Source organism: Lysobacter sp. Root76 (assembly GCF_001428685.1).
Classification (GTDB): Bacteria; Pseudomonadota; Gammaproteobacteria; order Xanthomonadales; family Xanthomonadaceae; genus Lysobacter.
On record NZ_LMIK01000005.1, the window covers coordinates 516,138 to 534,039 of the forward strand.

The 17,902-nt window shown below is 63.1% G+C and carries 14 protein-coding genes and 1 tRNA gene; 10 read left to right on the forward strand and 5 right to left on the reverse strand.

The features are described from left to right. Positions 1–112 precede the first annotated feature (112 nt). From ASE10_RS19625 to ASE10_RS09660, 7 genes are all read left to right on the forward strand, one after another. Positions 113–589 carry an Arc family DNA-binding protein gene (locus tag ASE10_RS19625; protein ID WP_082586086.1) on the forward strand — a complete coding sequence of 159 codons (477 nt, stop codon included), beginning with the start codon at positions 113–115 and terminating at the stop codon, positions 587–589. Then, positions 586–1,749, forward strand: a complete 1,164-nt coding sequence (locus tag ASE10_RS09630) for a site-specific integrase (RefSeq protein WP_056304748.1) — start codon at positions 586–588, stop codon at positions 1,747–1,749. Before ASE10_RS19625 ends, ASE10_RS09630 begins: the two co-directional genes overlap by 4 nt. A gap of 10 nt (positions 1,750–1,759) precedes the next feature. Continuing rightward, positions 1,760–1,835, forward strand: a tRNA-Ile gene (locus tag ASE10_RS09635). Positions 1,836–2,141: 306 nt separating this feature from the next. Beyond that, positions 2,142–2,936, forward strand: coding sequence for a CPBP family intramembrane glutamic endopeptidase (locus tag ASE10_RS09640; RefSeq protein ID WP_056304749.1), 795 nt, complete (start codon positions 2,142–2,144; stop codon positions 2,934–2,936). 1,482 nt (positions 2,937–4,418) lie between these two features. Then, positions 4,419–4,955, forward strand: coding sequence for a hypothetical protein (locus ASE10_RS20140; protein WP_157480828.1), 537 nt, complete (start codon positions 4,419–4,421; stop codon positions 4,953–4,955). A 14-nt stretch (positions 4,956–4,969) separates the two neighbouring features. After that, the gene (locus ASE10_RS09655; RefSeq protein WP_056304754.1) at positions 4,970–9,100 is read left to right on the forward strand and encodes a peptidoglycan-binding protein; all 4,131 of its coding nucleotides are present in this window, start codon (positions 4,970–4,972) and stop codon (positions 9,098–9,100) included. 318 nt (positions 9,101–9,418) lie between these two features. Further along, positions 9,419–10,861, forward strand: a complete 1,443-nt coding sequence (locus tag ASE10_RS09660; protein ID WP_056304756.1) for a hypothetical protein — start codon at positions 9,419–9,421, stop codon at positions 10,859–10,861. Positions 10,862–10,966: 105 nt separating this feature from the next. On the opposite strand, the gene ASE10_RS09665 is transcribed toward ASE10_RS09660, so the two are convergent. Next, complete coding sequence (locus ASE10_RS09665; RefSeq protein ID WP_055907956.1) at positions 10,967–11,425, reverse strand: Lrp/AsnC family transcriptional regulator; 459 nt, start codon at positions 11,423–11,425, stop codon at positions 10,967–10,969. Between the two features lie 160 nt (positions 11,426–11,585). Here ASE10_RS09665 and ald point away from each other — a divergent pair, with 160 nt between their 5' ends. Both ald and ASE10_RS09675 read left to right on the forward strand, forming a co-directional pair. Continuing rightward, positions 11,586–12,704 carry an alanine dehydrogenase gene (ald, locus tag ASE10_RS09670; protein WP_055907959.1) on the forward strand — a complete coding sequence of 373 codons (1,119 nt, stop codon included), beginning with the start codon at positions 11,586–11,588 and terminating at the stop codon, positions 12,702–12,704. Positions 12,705–12,925: 221 nt separating this feature from the next. Then, positions 12,926–13,438 carry a lipocalin-like domain-containing protein gene (locus ASE10_RS09675; RefSeq protein WP_056304757.1) on the forward strand — a complete coding sequence of 171 codons (513 nt, stop codon included), beginning with the start codon at positions 12,926–12,928 and terminating at the stop codon, positions 13,436–13,438. Between the two features lie 64 nt (positions 13,439–13,502). Here the strand turns inward: ASE10_RS09675 and ASE10_RS09680 are convergent, their stop codons facing one another. Together ASE10_RS09680 and ASE10_RS09685 are read right to left on the reverse strand one after the other, a co-directional pair. After that, positions 13,503–13,781, reverse strand: coding sequence for a hypothetical protein (locus ASE10_RS09680; protein ID WP_055907965.1), 279 nt, complete (start codon positions 13,779–13,781; stop codon positions 13,503–13,505). A 99-nt stretch (positions 13,782–13,880) separates the two neighbouring features. Further along, complete coding sequence (locus ASE10_RS09685) at positions 13,881–14,876, reverse strand: trypsin-like serine protease (protein WP_055907968.1); 996 nt, start codon at positions 14,874–14,876, stop codon at positions 13,881–13,883. 665 nt (positions 14,877–15,541) lie between these two features. Here ASE10_RS09685 and ASE10_RS21295 point away from each other — a divergent pair. Continuing rightward, positions 15,542–15,670, forward strand: coding sequence for a hypothetical protein (locus tag ASE10_RS21295; protein ID WP_255355485.1), 129 nt, complete (start codon positions 15,542–15,544; stop codon positions 15,668–15,670). A 144-nt stretch (positions 15,671–15,814) separates the two neighbouring features. Here the strand turns inward: ASE10_RS21295 and ASE10_RS09690 are convergent, their stop codons facing one another. Together ASE10_RS09690 and ASE10_RS09695 are read right to left on the reverse strand one after the other, a co-directional pair. Next, positions 15,815–16,912, reverse strand: a complete 1,098-nt coding sequence (locus ASE10_RS09690; protein WP_235567550.1) for a polysaccharide biosynthesis/export family protein — start codon at positions 16,910–16,912, stop codon at positions 15,815–15,817. Positions 16,913–17,145: 233 nt separating this feature from the next. Further along, a complete protein-coding gene (locus ASE10_RS09695; protein WP_055907976.1) occupies positions 17,146–17,901 on the reverse strand; it encodes a YdcF family protein in 756 nt (251 codons plus the stop codon). Position 17,902: the final 1 nt, after the last annotated feature.

Sequence of the window (17,902 nt, forward strand, 5' to 3'; positions counted from 1 at the left end):
CGTTGCTATGTCCCATCTCAATTCGTCTCCTGATATTCGAGTTTTCCAAGCACGGTGCTTTGTATCACGGTGCTTTATAGAAGTGCAAGCACCGTGCTAGTACCATCCGCGTATGGCGCGATCTGATCCTCAAGTTAATTTCCGCATTCCTTTGAATTTGAAGGATATTTTGGAGGCGTCTGCTCGGAATAGCGGTCGGACCCTGACGGCTGAGATCGTCTGGCGCCTTGAAGCGAGCTTCTCCGCTTCAGGCCAAGATCCCGCGGATCCTGAAATTCAAATGCTGGATCGTCGGCTTCAGGAACTTGAGGCGCTCCAGGCCCGGTGGAACGGTTTGAATGAAGAGGGCAAGCAACTAGACGTTGCCGAAGAAGAGGCCATGAAAGAGGCTGACAGGCTGAAACGTGCGCCACAACTTGCCGCTATAAGGGCGCGAATCATCGCGTGCGCCGAATCAGCTTTGCGCCTCGACACCCAGATTCAACGCGTGCGAGCAGACATTGACGCCTTGACCGACTCCATCAAGGGGCGTGCGCATCAGTTGCATGAGGCGCATCAGTTGCAGGGCGAACGGAAACTCAAGAGATGACCGCATTCGTCAAGCTAACAAGGCCCGCCATGCGCGCCCTGAAGGCCGGCGAGTCCATCAGCGAGCACGGCATCACCTTCACCAGGCTGGTCAATGGCGATGGTCGTTGGTCCATCAACGTAATGGTCAGCAGGGTCAGGCACCACAAGGTTGTCGGCAACGAATCGGAGGGCTACACCCGAACCCAGGCCGAGGACGTGATTGCTGGCCTCAAGGCGCAAAAGCGCTCCGCAGGGCATGGGGTGTCCGGCAGCCGTCAGGGAGTGCCTAAGACCGTTCGCGGAGCCGCGGCAGACTATCTCGCCTTCCTGCGCTCACACGATGGCAAGGACGTCGACACGAAACAGATGCGGTTCCGGGAGCACCTAACCCCGCATCTTGGTGACAAGAGCGTGTCTAGGCTCACAGAGGACGACTGGGCGGCTTACGTGGCCGCCCGGAAAGGGGAGGGGGCTGGTCCGGGTACGATCAACCGCGAGCGATCGGCGCTTCTCCATATGCTCAATACGATGCGCCGGCATCGACAGCTGGCCGCGGTGCCCGTGCTCGATCGTCAGAAGGAGCCGGCAGGCAAGCTGGTGTATCTGTCCCCCGATGAGGCACAGCGTCTGCTGAAGGCTGCTGCAGAGGACCAGTCCGAGCACGCGCACCTGTTCGTCATGATCGCCCTCTACTCCGGCATCCGACAATCGCCGATCCTCAACCTGCGTGCCCGGGATGTGGATCCCGCGCGCCGCATTCTCTGGATTGGGAAGGACAAGGCCGGCAGGCGAGAGCAACCTATTCCCGAGGTGCTGGCCAAGTACCTCGCCGCGGTGATCAAGCGGCTGGATCCCGACGAGCTGCTGTTCGCTTCCAAGCGGGCTGAGTCAGGCCGCGTCTATCAGATCAACTCGATCTTCGCCCGATGTGTCGATCGCGCCAAGATCGACAAGCACGTCACTCCGCACACGATGCGACACACCATGGCGACGAACGCCGCGCAAGCCGGCCTGGATGCGGCGACGATCCAGGCAATGGGTGGCTGGAAGACTAGAGCGATGGCCGAAAGATATACTCACGCCGCATCGATGCAGGACGCCATGGCGGCCCTCGAACAGCAGTTGACGAAGCGCAAGACTTCACCAAAATTACACAAAGCGATTCGCAAAACCGCCTGAAACCCTTTCAGGGCCTATAGCTCAACGGTTAGAGCAGAGGACTCATAATCCTTTGGTTCCAGGTTCGAATCCTGGTGGGCCCACCATGCTGCTGTGCGCGGGTATCTGGTGGGGCAAGCATAAGCTGGCCGGTTCGGCCAACTTTTATTGAAATGCCAACCATAATTTGACCGCCAAGATGGCCGATAACCGGCTTTAACGGCCGGTTGTCCTTTGGGCTCGGCTGCTGCCAGCCAGGCAAGATGGCGAAGGCTCAAAGCGGACACACCTCTTCCGTTTGATTGAGCCCGTCGTGACATTGGCTACTTGCCGCACTCATCACTCCGAGCGACCATCGGTCATTCTTCGCGGGTAGATCAATGAATCTTCCAGGCGCCAGGCGACTGAAATCCTTGTTGCATGCACTGGCGTTCTTTCTGGCCGCTGCGGCGGCCCTCGTGGCTGCCAGCATAGTAGCCCGCCATTTCCCTGGATGGCCCGAAGAGATAGTGATCGGGGGGATAGGAGTTTTGCTTACGCTGGCACTGACTGCTGCATTCTTGCGTTGGGACAGAAAGAGATTCAGCGATATCGGACTCGCATGGGACCGCCGGACGCACATGCGTTTTCTTGTCGGTTTGGCAATCGGCTGCGCGTTGGTGGCCTTGCACGCGGCTATTGTCGCCAGCACGGGTCAGGTGAGCTGGACTCGCAATACTCAAGTCGACGCGACGGGGATAGCTGTTGCTGCGCTCGGATACGGCCTCCTTGCCTTGCGCGAAGAAGTCGCGTTTCGGGGCTACCCGTTGCGCACTCTGCTGCCTGCGTTCGGCGCGGTCGGCGCCCAGTTGATGGTGATGACGATCTTCGTTGCGGAACACCGGTTGGGCGGCGCTACATGGAGTAATGCCGTTTTGGGATCAGGTTTAGGCGCGTTGGTGTTTAGCATGGCGGCTTTGCTGACGCGCGGTATCGCGCTTCCCCTGGGATTGCATGCAGCTTGGAATTTTGGCGACTGGATGCGTGGTGGCAAAGGAGACCACGGAATGTGGACCATGCGAATTGAAGCGGCCCACTCAGCCCACGTCAACGAAGTTGCGATGGTTGCGTACGTATCAGTAATGCTTCTAACCCTGTTCTGTCTCGCCGCTCTATATCGCCGAAACCAGATCACAGAAGGCAAGGGCGATCGAGGCATTCGATCTTGACGCCCGCTGGCGCTGCTACCTGAGCTGAAGCTGTAGTATTCGCAGCCGCCTTCGGACAAATCCGACCAATCAGGGTATCCCGCCGTACTGAACTCTCGGGGACGACCGCTTCTGCCCGCCGCCCGCCGCCGGCGGAACTTTTTTCAATTGAGCGGCGAGCAGCGGCTAACGACCCGAGTGGTCATCCGAAGCGATGTGGCTCAACAGGAGAGCGGTGCGGCCGCTCATTACTCAATTGGATCGCTCATCTGCATTGACGGCATGCGGAATCGTGCGCGATATCGCCACGCATAGAGCGCAACGATTGGATTCAGCGCTGCCATGGCTGGCCAGATGGGCAAGTCGTTCGATTGGGCATGCGTCGAATGTCGAAACACAGGTTGCCATAGCGAACCTTCGCTTGTGCGTAAAAGTGTGTCCTGAGCCACTTTGTTCGGCGGGTTCAATTGATCGATGCAGCCTCATGTGATGGCCGAGCACCCCGCCGCTTGTGTCCGACATCGTGCCGGCCTGACCTCAACCCATGACCATGGAAGCGCGGGTCGCTCGATTCCGCCGCGCAGGGCAGTGCAGTTCATTTATCGAATCCCCGGCGAAGGCGATCAAAAAACTAGCGGCCAACAATCTCAGCGGGTGATGACGTAACAGAGACGGCATGAGGGCACAGAAAATACTTTTATCTAATGCCTTCTTGAAAAAATCGACCGCAAATTAATTCGCATCAGACACGATTGGGCTTGACGACGCTAGCTGCGCCGGATCAACCTCACCGTGCAAGCTGCACAGATCGAAGGGAGTCGCCAACGATGCTGTCTCAGACAGCACATTTTTTGATGATCGAGCCCAGTCGAAAGCAACTCGATATCGCACGGGACGGGTGATGCGAATCGACGATCGAACATGGATGCTTATGTCTTATCCCTCCAATGCGCATCGACAGATCGGAGCTGTTGCCAGACAGCGCGGGCCGTTCGCGTGGCGGCGATGAACTTCATCCGCATTAGGAATTCTTTTCTCAGGACATGCTGCAATGACCCAAGGCGCTCGCCCCGCTAATGCTGCCGCCGACTTCCCGTGGCCGCTGACCTTCGATGAGTTCACCTTCGGATGTCAACGAGGATTGGGCGCGGTACGACAAAGACACACCGGACATCTTGATGGAGATCAATGACCGAATCATCAATGTCTACATGAGCGCAATGGTGCTCACCAAGTTCCCCCCGAATCCTGATCGACCCGACATTGTGGGCTGCGAAAATTTGGTGCTGGCCTGGACGAAGACCTACTAAGGAAGGGTGGGCGCATAGAAGACAAAAAGGAACAAGAAGAAGGTGGTTCAACTCGCCGAAGACGAGCTCCCGGAGGCCGACGTTTCGCACTACACCACCACGCCGGAGCAGCTGACGAGCATGACTTACGACAAAGTCGCCATGAACGGCACACTTGCGACTATTGCGGCATTTTCCCCTTAGGAATCTGAATATGAATAACCAAGCCCCTAGCAACTCATCCCCAATCCCGTGGCCGCTGACCTTCGATGAGTTCACCTTTGGCTCAGCGATATTCAACACCCTTCACTCCAAGCTCCTTTTCGAGGGCCATCAACTCGCATTCGATGAGCATCTAACTGGACCGTCCGGTCCGCCTCCGTTACCAAATTGGAAGGATCGTTGGAGCGCCAGTTTCATCATCGGAGTTTACAGAATGCCCCCGGGGCCCGTGGAGGTCGAGTGGACCTCGCTGGACGGTGTGAAACACCATGATGAAATCGACCTCATCAAAGATATCTTTCCGGAGAAGATCGTTCTTCACAACGTCTCCAAAGAGGATGTCAACGAAGACTGGGTGCGATACGAGGGTGGCAAAACCAGCGCTCCCGACATCCTTATGGAGGTCAACGACCGAACCATCAATGTCTACATGAAGGCGCGCGTGCTGACCAAAACACCGCCGAATCCCAATCGCCCCGATATTGTGGGACGAAACGAGTTGGTGTTGGCCTGGACGAAAACGTACTAACGGAGCGGCGTCACATGGAAGAAGACAAGAAGAGAAAGAAGTACGTCATCTATCTCGCCGAAGACGGGTTGCCGAAGGATGACGTGTCTCACTACACCGCGACTGCGGAGCATCTGAGGAGTTACGACAAAGCCGCCGATGAACTGTACAAGTTCAAGGTGCCGACGTTACTCAACACCAAAGACCCGCACTCGTATCTCTTGTTCGGGTTGATGGACGGCACTCAGAACGATGTTGCGCAAGACCCGCTTAATGCAACCAACGTCGCTAGGTTCAAAGCTCAGGCCGAAAAATTAAAGAGCGCGGGATTAAACATTGAGGTCTTGTATGAGGCCGGTCCCGCCACGCAGACAAACCCTATCAAACAAAAAATCGACGCAGCTACCGGCTACACCAGCGAGTCAATCGCTGAGCAGCTGTACGGGCGGATAGTCGAGCAGACGAACAGCATTTACGAGCAAGACCCTGACGCGAAGGTCGCGGTTCATGCCGAGGGGTTTAGCCGAGGGGGTAGCCAAGTTCCGATACTGGCGCGGATGATTCATGAGCGTGGCATTCCGAATTTGTATCGCCCCGAAATTGTCTCAGACGAGCACGGCAACCTGAAGAAAGCCTTTCCTCACTTCCATCAGGCACCGGGACACACGGCGATGTCGGTGGGTATCTACGACCCGGTGCCGACTGGCGCGATGGAGAAGCTAGACCGGCGCTTGCCGCCTTCGGTCGTGTCCGGTTTCCAGATCAACGCCGCCGACGAGAGACGCCGTACGTTTCCGGTGGATCGCATCATACCGGCCGGCATGTCGGAAGACGGACGCTTTCTGAGCGTCAGCGTGGCCGGCGCGCATTCCGACATCGGCGGCAGCTACCTGCGCAATGGCCTGGGCACGCGCAGCTACAACCTGATGACGGATTACCACGACGCCCTTTTCAGTGAATCGCTGCTGCGGCGATTGCCGGAGACCGACGATCCGCGAATGAACGTTATCCATCGTTCCGAAGAAGCCAACCCATTTAAGTACATGCCGAAGACTCGGCGGGACTTGCCTGCTGGCGAGGTCATCAAGCTGATGTCGGATGACGGAAGCCCGGTTCCCAGCGATCCGATCGCCGCAGCGGTCCGCCATCGGCCGGAGCCAATGACAACAGCCGCGCAGATCACCGAGATTGCGTCATGCACTCGGGATGCGGCCCGTTGCGTCCCGACGCAGATGACGGCTCCGCTGGCCGAGGACTCGATGGCGGCGGCACGCAACAAGCTTATGGTTGAGGTCGATATCGAGGTCCGGGCTTATGAACCTCCGAGGCCGCTCAGCCCCGGTGCGAAGGTCATGGCCGCAGCCGGCATCGCCGGGATCGCCGCCAGCGTGGTGGATGCCAAGGCCAGCGCCGACCGCGCCAGTACGCTGTTTTCGCAAGACAATCCGCTGGCCGCACAGTCGGAACTGACCCACTACGCCGCGCGCGGCACGGGCGGCTGGGTCGGCGGCGCGGCCACTGGTCTTGCTGTTGGCTGGGAGACCGGTCCCGGCGTGATCGGCTTTGCTGCTGTGGGTGCCGTCGCCGGCAGTCACGTCGGCGAGAACGTCGCCAAGTGGTGGGACAACAAGCAGATCTACGAACAAAAGGACGGGCAGGGCGTCGAGTGGGAGTTCAACGGTCGGCAGTGGCTGCGCCAGGAGCAAGGCGATCTCAGCGACACCGGTATCCGGGCGCCGACCAGGCAGTCGTTCTCCGCACTGCCGGAAAAGGAGCGCGAGCTGAACTTCCTGGCGAGCAACTCGGCCACGATGCTCGCTTTGGGCAACGTCGTGGCGCCGCGCGATCCCTTCAACCTGCCCGCGAATGACGAGGATGCCAAGAGCCTCGGCGATGCGAACTGGAAGCGCGATGCGGAATCCGGCGACTGGCGGCGCGAGACGGTCATCGCCCGAACGGACCGCGGCCATCCGCTGACCCGCACGGATACAGCGCCGCCCGAGCGCGCCGCAGAGTTGGAGCGCGATGCCGAGCAGGTCATCAAAGCGAACATCGCGAGCGGACCGGCGCCGATCGCCGCGCGTTACGAGTTGGCCTATAAAGCCTACGGCTGTCAATCCTTCGGCGCGCCGCCGAGCGCGGTGACCGCCGCTCTGGCGAATGCGGATCGATTGACTGCTTCCAACGAGGAGTCCTACCGGCATGGCCAGGATGGCCAATGGCGGTCCGATAGCGGCGAACTGGCGCAGGGCAATACCGCCCGCGAACTCAATGGTACGCGCGAGCAACTGCAGCCCGCGTTGGTTCAGCACGCGGAGCAGTTGGCGGCGGCGCCTGCCTGGACGCCGCCCACTCGCGAGGACATGGATCGCGTCAACCTGCGGACGGCCTACGCGGCGGTCGGCGTGGCCCCCAATCCCGATCGATTCGACGCGGCGCTGGAGGCCGTGCAACGTACCCGTGAGGCGCAGGGTATCGATGCGAATCTGACCTCGCTTTACGTGGAGCGAAACGAGAAGGGCGGCTACGACGCTCAGAGTCCGATCGTCCACCTGGGTCGTGATGCGCAAGGTGTGCACGTTGCGGCGGTCACCAGCTCACAGGACATTGAACTGGCGCTCGTCGATCAGCGCGGCTTGAAGCAGCCGATACCGGAAACAGCGGAGTTGCGGATTGCGGCGTTGTCGCCGCAGCAGCGCGATGCCCAGGATCAGATGATCCGGGAAGCGAATCGGCAAGGCGTGTCGAACGATCAGGTGCAACAGGTTGCGGTCGCGGCGGCGGCAGCGCCGTTGCGCTCGGAAGGCCCGCTACCCGTACGTGAAGTCGAGGCCGTCCGCGTGGTTGTCGAAGCGGAGCCCATCTCCGCGCTGAGGGTGACGCAGCCTGAAGCGTCTTCGCCGTCTCCGCAGGCTGCGACCGTGGCCGAAGCGGCGCCGCCCGAGCCGAAGTTGCCAGGCCGCACGATGGACCAGCCGAACCCGGCCGGCCAGGCCGAACAGTCCGATGTGTTGGCGACCAAGCCGGCAGGGCCTGGTGCACTTGCGCCTCAGCCTGCGAGCGCCCCCGAGGCGCCTGCGGAATTGCCGACCGCGCCGACGCCCCAGGTCGCGCCGCCTGTCGCGGCGGACCTGGCACCGGTGCCGCCGGTCGCGCAGCCAGTCGTGGCTGCGGCCACTCAGCCTGTGCAGGCCGTTCCGGCTGTTGCTGGCGAAGCAGCTTCGCTGGCCGTCCCGGAAGCATCCCAACCTCCGCAGGCCGCTCCGACTGTTGCGGCGGAGGCTATGCCTGCTCCGGACGACGGCGCGTTGAGTCGTGGCGATCGAGGTCAGGAGGTCGAACTGCTGCAATACCGCCTGCAACGAGTGGGATACCGTGGGCCAGCAGATGCGCCGGCTCCCGAGCCAGGGCATTTCGACGCTTCGACCGAACATGCCGTCCGCCAGCTTCAGCGAGACCATGGTCTGGCCGAGACGGGCCGCGTCGACCCCGACACGGTGCAGGCGCTGGCGGTCGCTCAGCAGGCAAAGATCGAGTCGCAGAAATCCGTGGCGCCGTCGCCAGCATCGGAGGCAGTCGCGCAGTCCGGGCAGGCAAAGCCTGCGCCAATGGGGGCGGAGCCGCAGAAGCCCGACGTGCCTGTCCTCGCCGTAGGCGAGCCTGAGCGCCAAATCCCGTCACCGGCTCGGCCTGAGCCGGAACTCCCGATCCAGTCCGCGCCATTCCGGGCCGCGAGCGTTTCGGGGCATTTGCAGCCTGTCGCGACGCAGAGTGCGGAGCGTACGAATCCTGATCGCGATGAAGCCCGGCGAGAGGTTGCGCGACTATCACCAGCGGATCAGGCGATGTTCGCCAAAATTCGCGGCGCAGTACCGACCGATGTGTCCGACGAGGTGGTAGCCAAGGCCATGCTGGAGGCCAAGCGCAACGGCATTCCGGACGTTGAGCGCGTCGGCCAGGTCGGCGTTGTGGATGGAAAGCTCTGGGTCGGCAGCGTAACCCCTGGCTTTCATGCCTCGGTGCCGGCACATGGCCCCGCGCCGAGCATACAGGACACCCTCAAAGAAACGCAGGCCGTAAATCAGCAGTGCGATCAGCAACTGGCAATGGATGCGAGCCAGCGGCAACAAGACGAGCAACAGCGACCGGGTCGCGCGATCGGATAGCTTGGAGGGGCAGGTTCATCTTTCCATTCCTCCGCGAAATCGCGGCCCAGGCGATTCTCGCTGACCTGCAGATTGCGTCCTTCCAGGTACTCCAAGACGAGGGGCAGGGAGTTATCGGAGTCGGTGATATAGCCGCGGGCGCCCTACGCTGAGGCCGGGACCGTCGGGACACCGCGCCCGCCAAACCGACGAACGTCGCCGCGTGTCGCGGAAAGCGGGCAAGTCGTCAAGGTTGCGGGCCCCTGCAGGACTATGCTGCCCTCGCACCAAGAGCAGCACAGACCGCAGCTCCCCATCACCCAGCTCAAGGATGAAGCCATGAACGACATTCAGAACGGCCGGACCACGCAGCAAGGCATGGCGGCCGATAAAGCGGCCTATCTGGCCGAAGCTACTTCACTGTTCAAAGAGATCCTCCCGCTGTGGGACTCGGCCGGCAATGTCTGGCGCACGGCCTGCGCTTTCGACAGCCTGCTCGATTATTTCGTCGTCAGCGGTACCGACAGCGCGCCTTATGCAGCCGCCGCGTTGAATGCCTTGGATCCGACCAAGAAAGGCAATTGGTGGGACGACTTCGGCTGGATCGGCATCGCGGCCTTGCGTGCGGCCGAGTTGGGCTTCGCGGCCAATCACCGCTACGACTTCCTCAAGATCGCGATCAATTCCTGGTGCTACATGTACGGCGCGGGTTGGTCGACGAAGTCGGGTCCGCATGGGGCCTACCCCTATCTCGACCCGCCCGGTTGGGCGAGCTTCGCCAGCACCCACGGCAACAACACCGGCGCGCCCAATTGCTGGGCCTACATCGCCCAGACCTGGCCGGGCGTGTCGCCGGACATGCAGGCCAAGTTGCGTCCGCGCTACTCGCCCGGCGGCATTTGGAACTCGCCTTTCACCGCCACCGAGCACCCCATTCCGGTGCCCGAGTACAACAGCGGCGGCGGCGACGTCCTCAATCCGATCCAGAACACCGTCACCAATGCCGTCTACGCCTTACTGAGCCTGCGTTTGTCCCAGGCCGCGAAGAATCCGGATTTCGCGCCGTACTTCAACAACGTGAACTTCAATCTCGCAGCTTGCAACCAGGCCTGGGAAAACCAGATCGCCTGGTGGCAGCTGTGGATGCTGAAGACACCGGACCCGCTGCAATCGCTGTTGTTGACGGGGCAGCAGGGCTCGCAGGGCGGGTCCTTGGTGCGTGAGCGAGTGTCCAGCTTCGCGGCGGTGAACAACGAGATCTATTGGGACTCCTCGTACAACAAGGGGATGACCTGGAGCGGCGACCAGGGCCTGCTGATCGGGGCGCTGCGCGAGGCGAATGCGATTTATAAGGCCTCGCCGCCGCCGGTGTGCGGTCTGTACCCGGATCTCATCAAGGGCACGTTCGCCAACTATTTCCGGCCGCGCGCCTACGGCTCGGTCAGCGGCAATTTCCCGCTGCCATGGTTGGAGGTGGGGGCCACGGACCCGTACAACGCGACGCCGCCGGGCAGCGACTACGGCGATTACCAGACCGGCGTGGGCGCCTACATGCGCTATCTGCTGCAGGCCTATCGGGCCGAGCCGGCGCTGCTGGCCGCGTACAAGCCGGCGATCATCGCCACCGCTAACGCGCTGGTGAATCCGAACTTCGGCGCGGCATCGCCCCCTGGGGCCTGCGACGCATTCACTCCGCAGAACAACGGCAACGGCAACGCCGACCTGATGTCGGCCTACGTCAATCGCCTGGCGGTGCTGACGCTGGCGATCGCGATCAGCTGAGTGTCCGCAATGCGGTCGCCGGTGCCTGGAGGCGCCGGCGACTTGTGGTTTCGATCGACGGCTGGCTGAGCGGCGCCGGCGATGCGTCGATGATTGCAGCCGGCCTCACACCGGCAGCGCGGTCGTCTTCTTGACGGTGCGCAGCGCCAGCGTCGATTGCACCCGCACCACGCCGGGCAGCTGGGTCAGGATCTCGGTATGGATGCGCTCGAAGTCGGCGGAGTCGGCATAGGCCACGCGCACCATGTAGTCGGCCGTGCCGGCGAGCAGGCAGCACTCGGTGACTTCGGGGTGTTGCTGGATCGCCGCCTCGAACGCGTCCAGCGACGCGCGCCCTTGCTGGTCCAGCGACACCAGCACGAAGGCGGTGCCGGGCAGGCCCACCACTTTCTCGTCCAGCAGCATCACGTAGCGCGCGATCAGGCCGCGCTCCTCCAGCAACTTGACGCGCCGCAGGCAGGCCGAGGGCGACAGGTTGATCTGCTGGGCGACGTCGGCGTTGGTCAGGCGCCCGTCCTCCTGGAGCAGGCGCAGGATGGCGCGATCGCGGGCGTCCAGTTTCATTCGCATATTATTCGACGGATGCTCGAAATATCGGTAAATAGTGCGGCATTGGCTTCGCCGAAGCAACGAAATTAGCGAATAAGTGCATGTTTGCTCGTTCATACTGCCTCCCCACAAGGCGCCGGAAGAGCCGGGGCCAGATCACGGGCGAGTACAGACCATGCGCATAGGTGTGCCGAAGGAAATCAAGAACCACGAGTACCGCGTAGGTCTCGTTCCCTCGTCCGTGCAAGAGCTGGTGCACCACGGCCACCAGGTGATGGTGCAGCAGGGTGCCGGTCTGGGCGCCGGTCTGGCCGATGCCGACTACGTCGCCGCCGGCGCCGTCATCGTGGACGGTGCCGACCAGATCTTCGCCGATGCCGAAATGATCGTGAAGGTGAAGGAGCCGCTGGCGGAAGAGCGCGCCAAGCTGCGTCCGGGCCAGATCCTCTTCACCTACCTGCACTTGGCCCCCGACGCGGCGCAGACCCACGACTTGATCAAGTCGGGCGCGATCTGCATCGCGTACGAGACGGTGACCGCGGCGAACGGTTCGCTGCCGCTGCTGACTCCGATGTCGGAAGTCGCCGGCCGCCTGGCTCCTCAGGTGGGCGCGCATTCGCTGGAGAAGGCGCAGGGCGGCCGCGGCGTGCTGCTGGGCGGCGTGCCCGGCGTGCCGGCCGCCGAAGTCGTCATCCTCGGCGGCGGCGTGTCCGGCACCCACGCGGCGACGATCGCCGTCGGCATGGGCGCCAAGGTCACCGTGGTGGATCGTTCGGCCGATGCGCTCAAGCGTCTGGCCACCCAGTTCGGCACCGCCATCTCGACCGTGTTCTCCACCCGCTCGGCCATCGAAGAACTCGTGCGCCGCGCCGACCTGCTGATCGGCACCGTGCTGGTGCCGGGCGCCGCCGCACCCAAGCTGGTCACGCACGACATGGTCCGCACCATGAAGCCCGGCTCGGTCATCGTCGACGTGGCCATCGACCAGGGCGGCTGCGTCGAGACTTCGCGCGCCACCACCCACGCGGCGCCGACCTACGTCGTCGACGGCGTCGTGCACTACTGCGTGGCCAACATGCCCGGCGCGGTCGCCCGCACCTCCACCTTCGCGCTCAACAGCGTGACCTTGCCGTTCACCCTGGCGCTCGCGAACCACGGCTGGAAGGAAGCGCTTGCGCGCGACGTCCATCTGCGCAACGGCCTCAACGTGTCCGAAGGCCACGTGACCTGCGAGCCGGTGGCCGAAGCGCACGGCTTGCCTTACGTGACCGCGGAAACCGCCATTGGCGTGTAAACGGCGACGGAAGCTGAAGTTGTAAGTAGGGGCGGCGCGATTGCGCCGCCCTTTTTTTGCGATCCGGCGTCGGAGCCCACGGCCTGGAGCAAAGGACGCTTGGCCCTAGCCTGCGGGCCAGGCGCCGCCGATTCGTTTCAGCCCTTCGCTCACAGCGTTCCAGGAGCGCGCAGAACGACGCTGATATCGTGTGGGGCCGCAAGCCACGACGTGGTGCCCGCATGAACATCGCACGAGCTTTCCCCGCCGCCTGCGCCGTTCTTTCCGCGCTGCTGGCCCTGTCGGTCAGCTCGCCGTCGCGCGCAACCGACGGTGCCGCGCCGCTGGTCGGTACCTGGCGGGTCGAGCGCGTCACCGACACCGATTCGAAAACCGGCAAGGTCGTCCATCCCTACGGCGAGCACCCCAAGGGCTACATCGTCTACGACCCAACGGGGCATCTGAGCGTGCAGCTCATGCGCACGCCCGCGACGCCACCGTTCGCGTCCGGCGACGATGCCAAGGGCACCGACGCGGAGGTGCGTGCCGCGTACGACGGTTTCGTCGCCTATTTCGGAACGTACGAGGTCGACGCCAAGAAGGGGGTCGTCGTGCATCGGGTGGAGGGCAGCTTGATGCCCAGCTACACCGGCACCGATCAGCCGCGGCCGTTCCGCGTCGAGGGGGATGTGCTCACTATCGAGGGCGATAGCGAGGGCGTGCATTTCCTGCGGCGGTTGAGGCGGGTGCGTTAACGCGATTCACGACGTGCGCCTGGCCCTTTCCGCTTTTCTGAATTAGCGGCACAGCGCCCTTTAGCTATCGCAGCCCGCCGGACCGAGGCATCCGGTTTAGCTCATCGATCACTTTCCTGGGCGCCCGCAATCGGATCTGCACGGGAAAGGACTCCTGCACGACGACGTCCTTCACCACGCCGTTCTTCTCCAACTCCATGACCTTGGCCAATACCGGGTCGGGGGTCTCCGCGCTGCCGACGATCAGCGCAGTTTCCAGAGGCGCTCGATCCACGGTCGCCTGTTTGCCGTTGACGCTGCAGGCTGCCAGCAGCATCAGTGCCACGATGAAGAGAGTTCTCATGCTTCCGGCCTCGCGGGTTGGGCTAGGCGACGAAAGCGTGGCGCGCCGTCTTGCGGCGCGCCACGCCGGCGTCAGTTCGATTCAACGCCCGTCGATAGATCAAGGATAGGTCGTGATCCAGTTCTGCAGCTGGTTGTAGACGGTGCTGGTGATCCGCGTTCCGCAGTTCTGGGAGGCCGAGCCTGTGGTGTGGATGCCGCGGACATTAACGCCGCCCTCGCTGGCGATGCCGCTGCCGCTGTTACCGCCGAAGGTGTCGATGGTGTAGCACAGCCGGTAGGAACCGCTGGTGGAGACCGTTCCGGAATGCGTCCACATCGTGCCGAAGGGCTTGTCGCCCGGATAGCCGCTGATGGTGTGGGTGCCGCCGGAGTAGACGCCCCAGCCGGAGTTGCCGCCGTGCGGGGCCGAGCTGAGCACGATCAGGGCGTAGTCGTAGTTGGAGTCCGCACTGTTGTGCCATGCCGTCGTGGTGACGGCGCGGGCCCAGCTGGTGGTGCCCCAGGGCTGGTAGCTGCCGTTCTGGGCGGTGGTGAAGTTCAAAGCGGAGTACCAGGTGCCGGCGCCGTTGGACACGCAGTGCCCGGCGGTGAGCACGTGCTTGGGCGTGATCAGCGTGCCGGTGCAGCCGATCGCGATGCGGCCGATATGCCAATACGGCGAAGCGACGGTGTTCGTCACCTGCACGCGATTGTCGGGGCCGATGACGACGGTGGGGCCGATCATGGCGCTACCGTAGCGGAGCGGGGGCTTCGGGGCAGTGCTTTGCGAGGTGGGGGTGCGGCCGATCATCTCCAGGTCCTTGATGGCCTGCTCGAAGATGGCGACGTCTTCCGGATGCATCTTGGACTCGTACTGATCGCCGTTGGGGGTGACCGTGATGGTGCTCAGTCCGGCGGCCTTCTGTCGCGGGCTCTGCAGGCGGGCGTCGGTGGCGATGCCCATTTCCGGCAACGCGTGCGTCACCAGATTGTCGCCATGGATGAACCTGGCTTTCGCGTTCAACTTCTGGAATGAAGGTTCCTTGGCTTGCGCCGTCTCCATTGCCGGGATCGAAATCAACAGCACCAAACTCAGCGCGGCTAGCGTTTTCATAACAAGCTCCGTTGTTGGTGGGGTAGTCCTTTAGCGGGCTGTCGAGAAAGCGCCTCCTGCGTTCTCTCGACCTGGAGCAATCCGGACAGGGGCCCGGACTGGCTCCGACGAAACGGGCAGGGGTCGTCCGTTTCGCCGACGCGGCCGTCCCTGGCCGCGCTGGCGGCGCGTCTCACGACGCTCCGCTGGTTCGCATGTTCGGATCCGAATGCCATGCGCATGCCATGCGCATGCCGCTCGCGGCACGCTTGATGCCGCGGTCCGTGAATGTCGATCCTGAATTTCAGCCGCGTTCGCGGCAATCAGGGATGTGCAGGCGTGGCACGCCGCGGAGGCGGCCTGAATTCGTAAAGAGCAAGCTCAACCGAGAGACCGTTGGCCGCAGAGAATATCGGGCACGCGTTTGCGTTGATGCGCATAGCGACCTCCATGTCTGCAGGGGAAAGCCGATTGAGGGCCCGTCCGCCTGCCTTGCCCAGTAGCGAGAGAAACTCCGTTTCTGGCGCGAATTTGTACGCGCAAAAGGATGCTTCCGTCGTGATGCCACTCACAAATGCTCAAACATGAGGCGCAGTGGCTCGCTTGGCATCGTGTATGCGGCGCTAACGATGAATCGCCGCGCTGATCGGCGCGAATGCTTTTAATTTGTTTGAAGGTTCGCTGTCATGATCTTCATGTTGCAAGGCCAGAATCGCAGCGAGGAGACGTACTCGGCCGCGATCCGCTGCAACTTCTCCGGATTGCGCTACACCTACACCTGCACGATCCACTCGCCGTCGGTGTCGCAGGACTGAGCGGATTCGAGTTCGTCGCCGAACTAGCGCAATAGGCTCATGCGGCCGTTGATCGAGACGAGTTCCAGGCGCAACTCGTACTTGCGCCGCCGCCGACCACGCGCGGACCGGCCGCGTCGGCCGGCCCGCTGCATAAACGCCCGATCAGTTGCCGCGATCGAAGTTGTACTGCGCCGAGGCCGCGTTGCTGATGATGCCGGACAGCGGCAACAGCTGCGACAGGAAGCGATTCCAACGGGTGACGCCCGCCGGGCCGACCCAGACCACGTCGCCCGGACGCAGCGAGAAGCGATCGCCCAGCGCGAACGCGGCCGGCGATTTGGCGTCGAGGTGGTAGACCGTGGCCGGCGTGTTCTGCATGGCCTCGATGCCGCGGATCACGTACACCGCCTCGCCCTTGGAGGTCACGGGATTGAGGCCGCCGCTGCGGCCCAGGGCCTGGGTCAGGCTCATGTCGGTGGTCTTGAAGGTCAGCGCCTGCGGGCGCAGTACCTCGCCGACCACGTAGACTTCCTTGCGATCGTTGAACGGCAGGAACAGGTGATCGCCGGGACGCAGCACGATATCGGGCGCCACCGAGCCGTCGCGGTTGAGGGCGTCGAGATCGAGCGCATAGCTGCGGCCGTCGCGGGTCAGGGTGAAGCCCGCCAGATCGGCGGTTTCGGCATTGATGCGCGCGCGGCCGATCGCCTGCGACAGCGTCAGCGGCACCGTGGTCAGCTCCTGCGGCGCGGTGTCGACGAAGGCGCCCTGCAGCGAGACGCGGCTGCCGAAGCCGACCACGTTGACGTCCAGCTGCGGATTGCGCAGGTACTTGGCCAGACTCGAGCTCAGCGTATCGCGCAAGGCCTGGACGGTCATGCCGGCGACGTTGATCTTGCCGGCGTAGGGATAGAAGAACGTACCGTCGGGCTGCACCAGGCGGCCGTTGGTCACGGCCTGCTGCTGGCTGCCGGCGGGCGCGGTGAGCTCAGGGTGCTCCCATACCGTCACCAGCAGGGTATCGCCGGGATGGATCGTGTAGTCCTCCTTGCGCACGTTCAGTAATTCCGGCGGCAATTTGGCCGCGGGGCGCGCGTTCGCCGTCACCAGCTCCTGGGTGATCGGCACCATCCTGACGTCGCTGCCGGCGACGGCTTCGGCTTCGTGCGCCGAACTCCTCGACATCTGTTGGCCGGGCACGCAGCCCACGGATACGATCGAAAGCGCGATCGCCGAACAAGCGCAAAGGATGGTCTTCAAGGTCTGGTCCTCATGTTCACGGCAGTGGCCGGCATCGTGGATGCCGGGTGCGCGTCCATGCCAACGTGCCGACTTTGATGGCGCTCAGCGTTCCCGCTGTGCACGTCAGTGAAAAAGATCCTAAGTGGGAATTCGCCTAAGGGATGTGACGGCCGCTGCCTGCGGCGAGAGCGGGTTCATCGTGAACGCGCGCGCGGCGCGTGCGACAGCCCGATTCATATCCGTGTAGACATTCAGGTCCATAAGCGTACCGACAACAAGGCGGCGTACTCCTTGAATGCGCGGCCGCTGCGCCACAGCGCGCTGCGCGAAGGCAGCCAGCGCTCGCGCCAGGTCGATCGCCGCGCGAGTTCGGGTACCGGTACCGCGATCGCGTCTATGCCTTGCTTGCGGAACTGCGCGATCGCACGCGGCATATGCAGCGAGGAAGTGACCAGGAGCACGCGGCGCATGTGGAAGCGTTCGACCAGTTCGGCGGTGTAGTAGGCGTTGTCGCGGGTATTGCGGCTGCGCTCTTCCAGCAGCAGCGCCGACGACGGCACGCCCAGCCTGGCGATCGCGCCGGCCATCATGCGCGCTTCGCTGTCGCCGCCCTCGCCGCCGCCGGACAGTACGATGCGCGGCGCCCGCCCGGCATGCCAGGCGCGGGCGCCGGCGGCCAGGCGGCTGCTTTGCAGCGTCTCCGGCCGTACATCGGGCCGGTCCAGCCAGGCATAACGGCTGCCGCCACCGAGCACGACGACGGCGTCCGCCTGCGGCAAGGCCGCCGTGTCCAGCACCGGGTAGCGCTTCTCCAGCTGGTGGCGCAGCCAATCCGAGGCGCTCGGCACCGACCACAGCGCGGACCAGCCCAGCGCCGCGCACAGGGTCAGCAGGCCGGCCTTGCGGTAGCGGATCATCAGCAGCGCCGCCAGCACCGTCAGGCCCAGGCTCAAGGTGGGCGGATAGGTCAGCGCGACGGCCAATCTTTGCAGCGATGCCAGCATCATC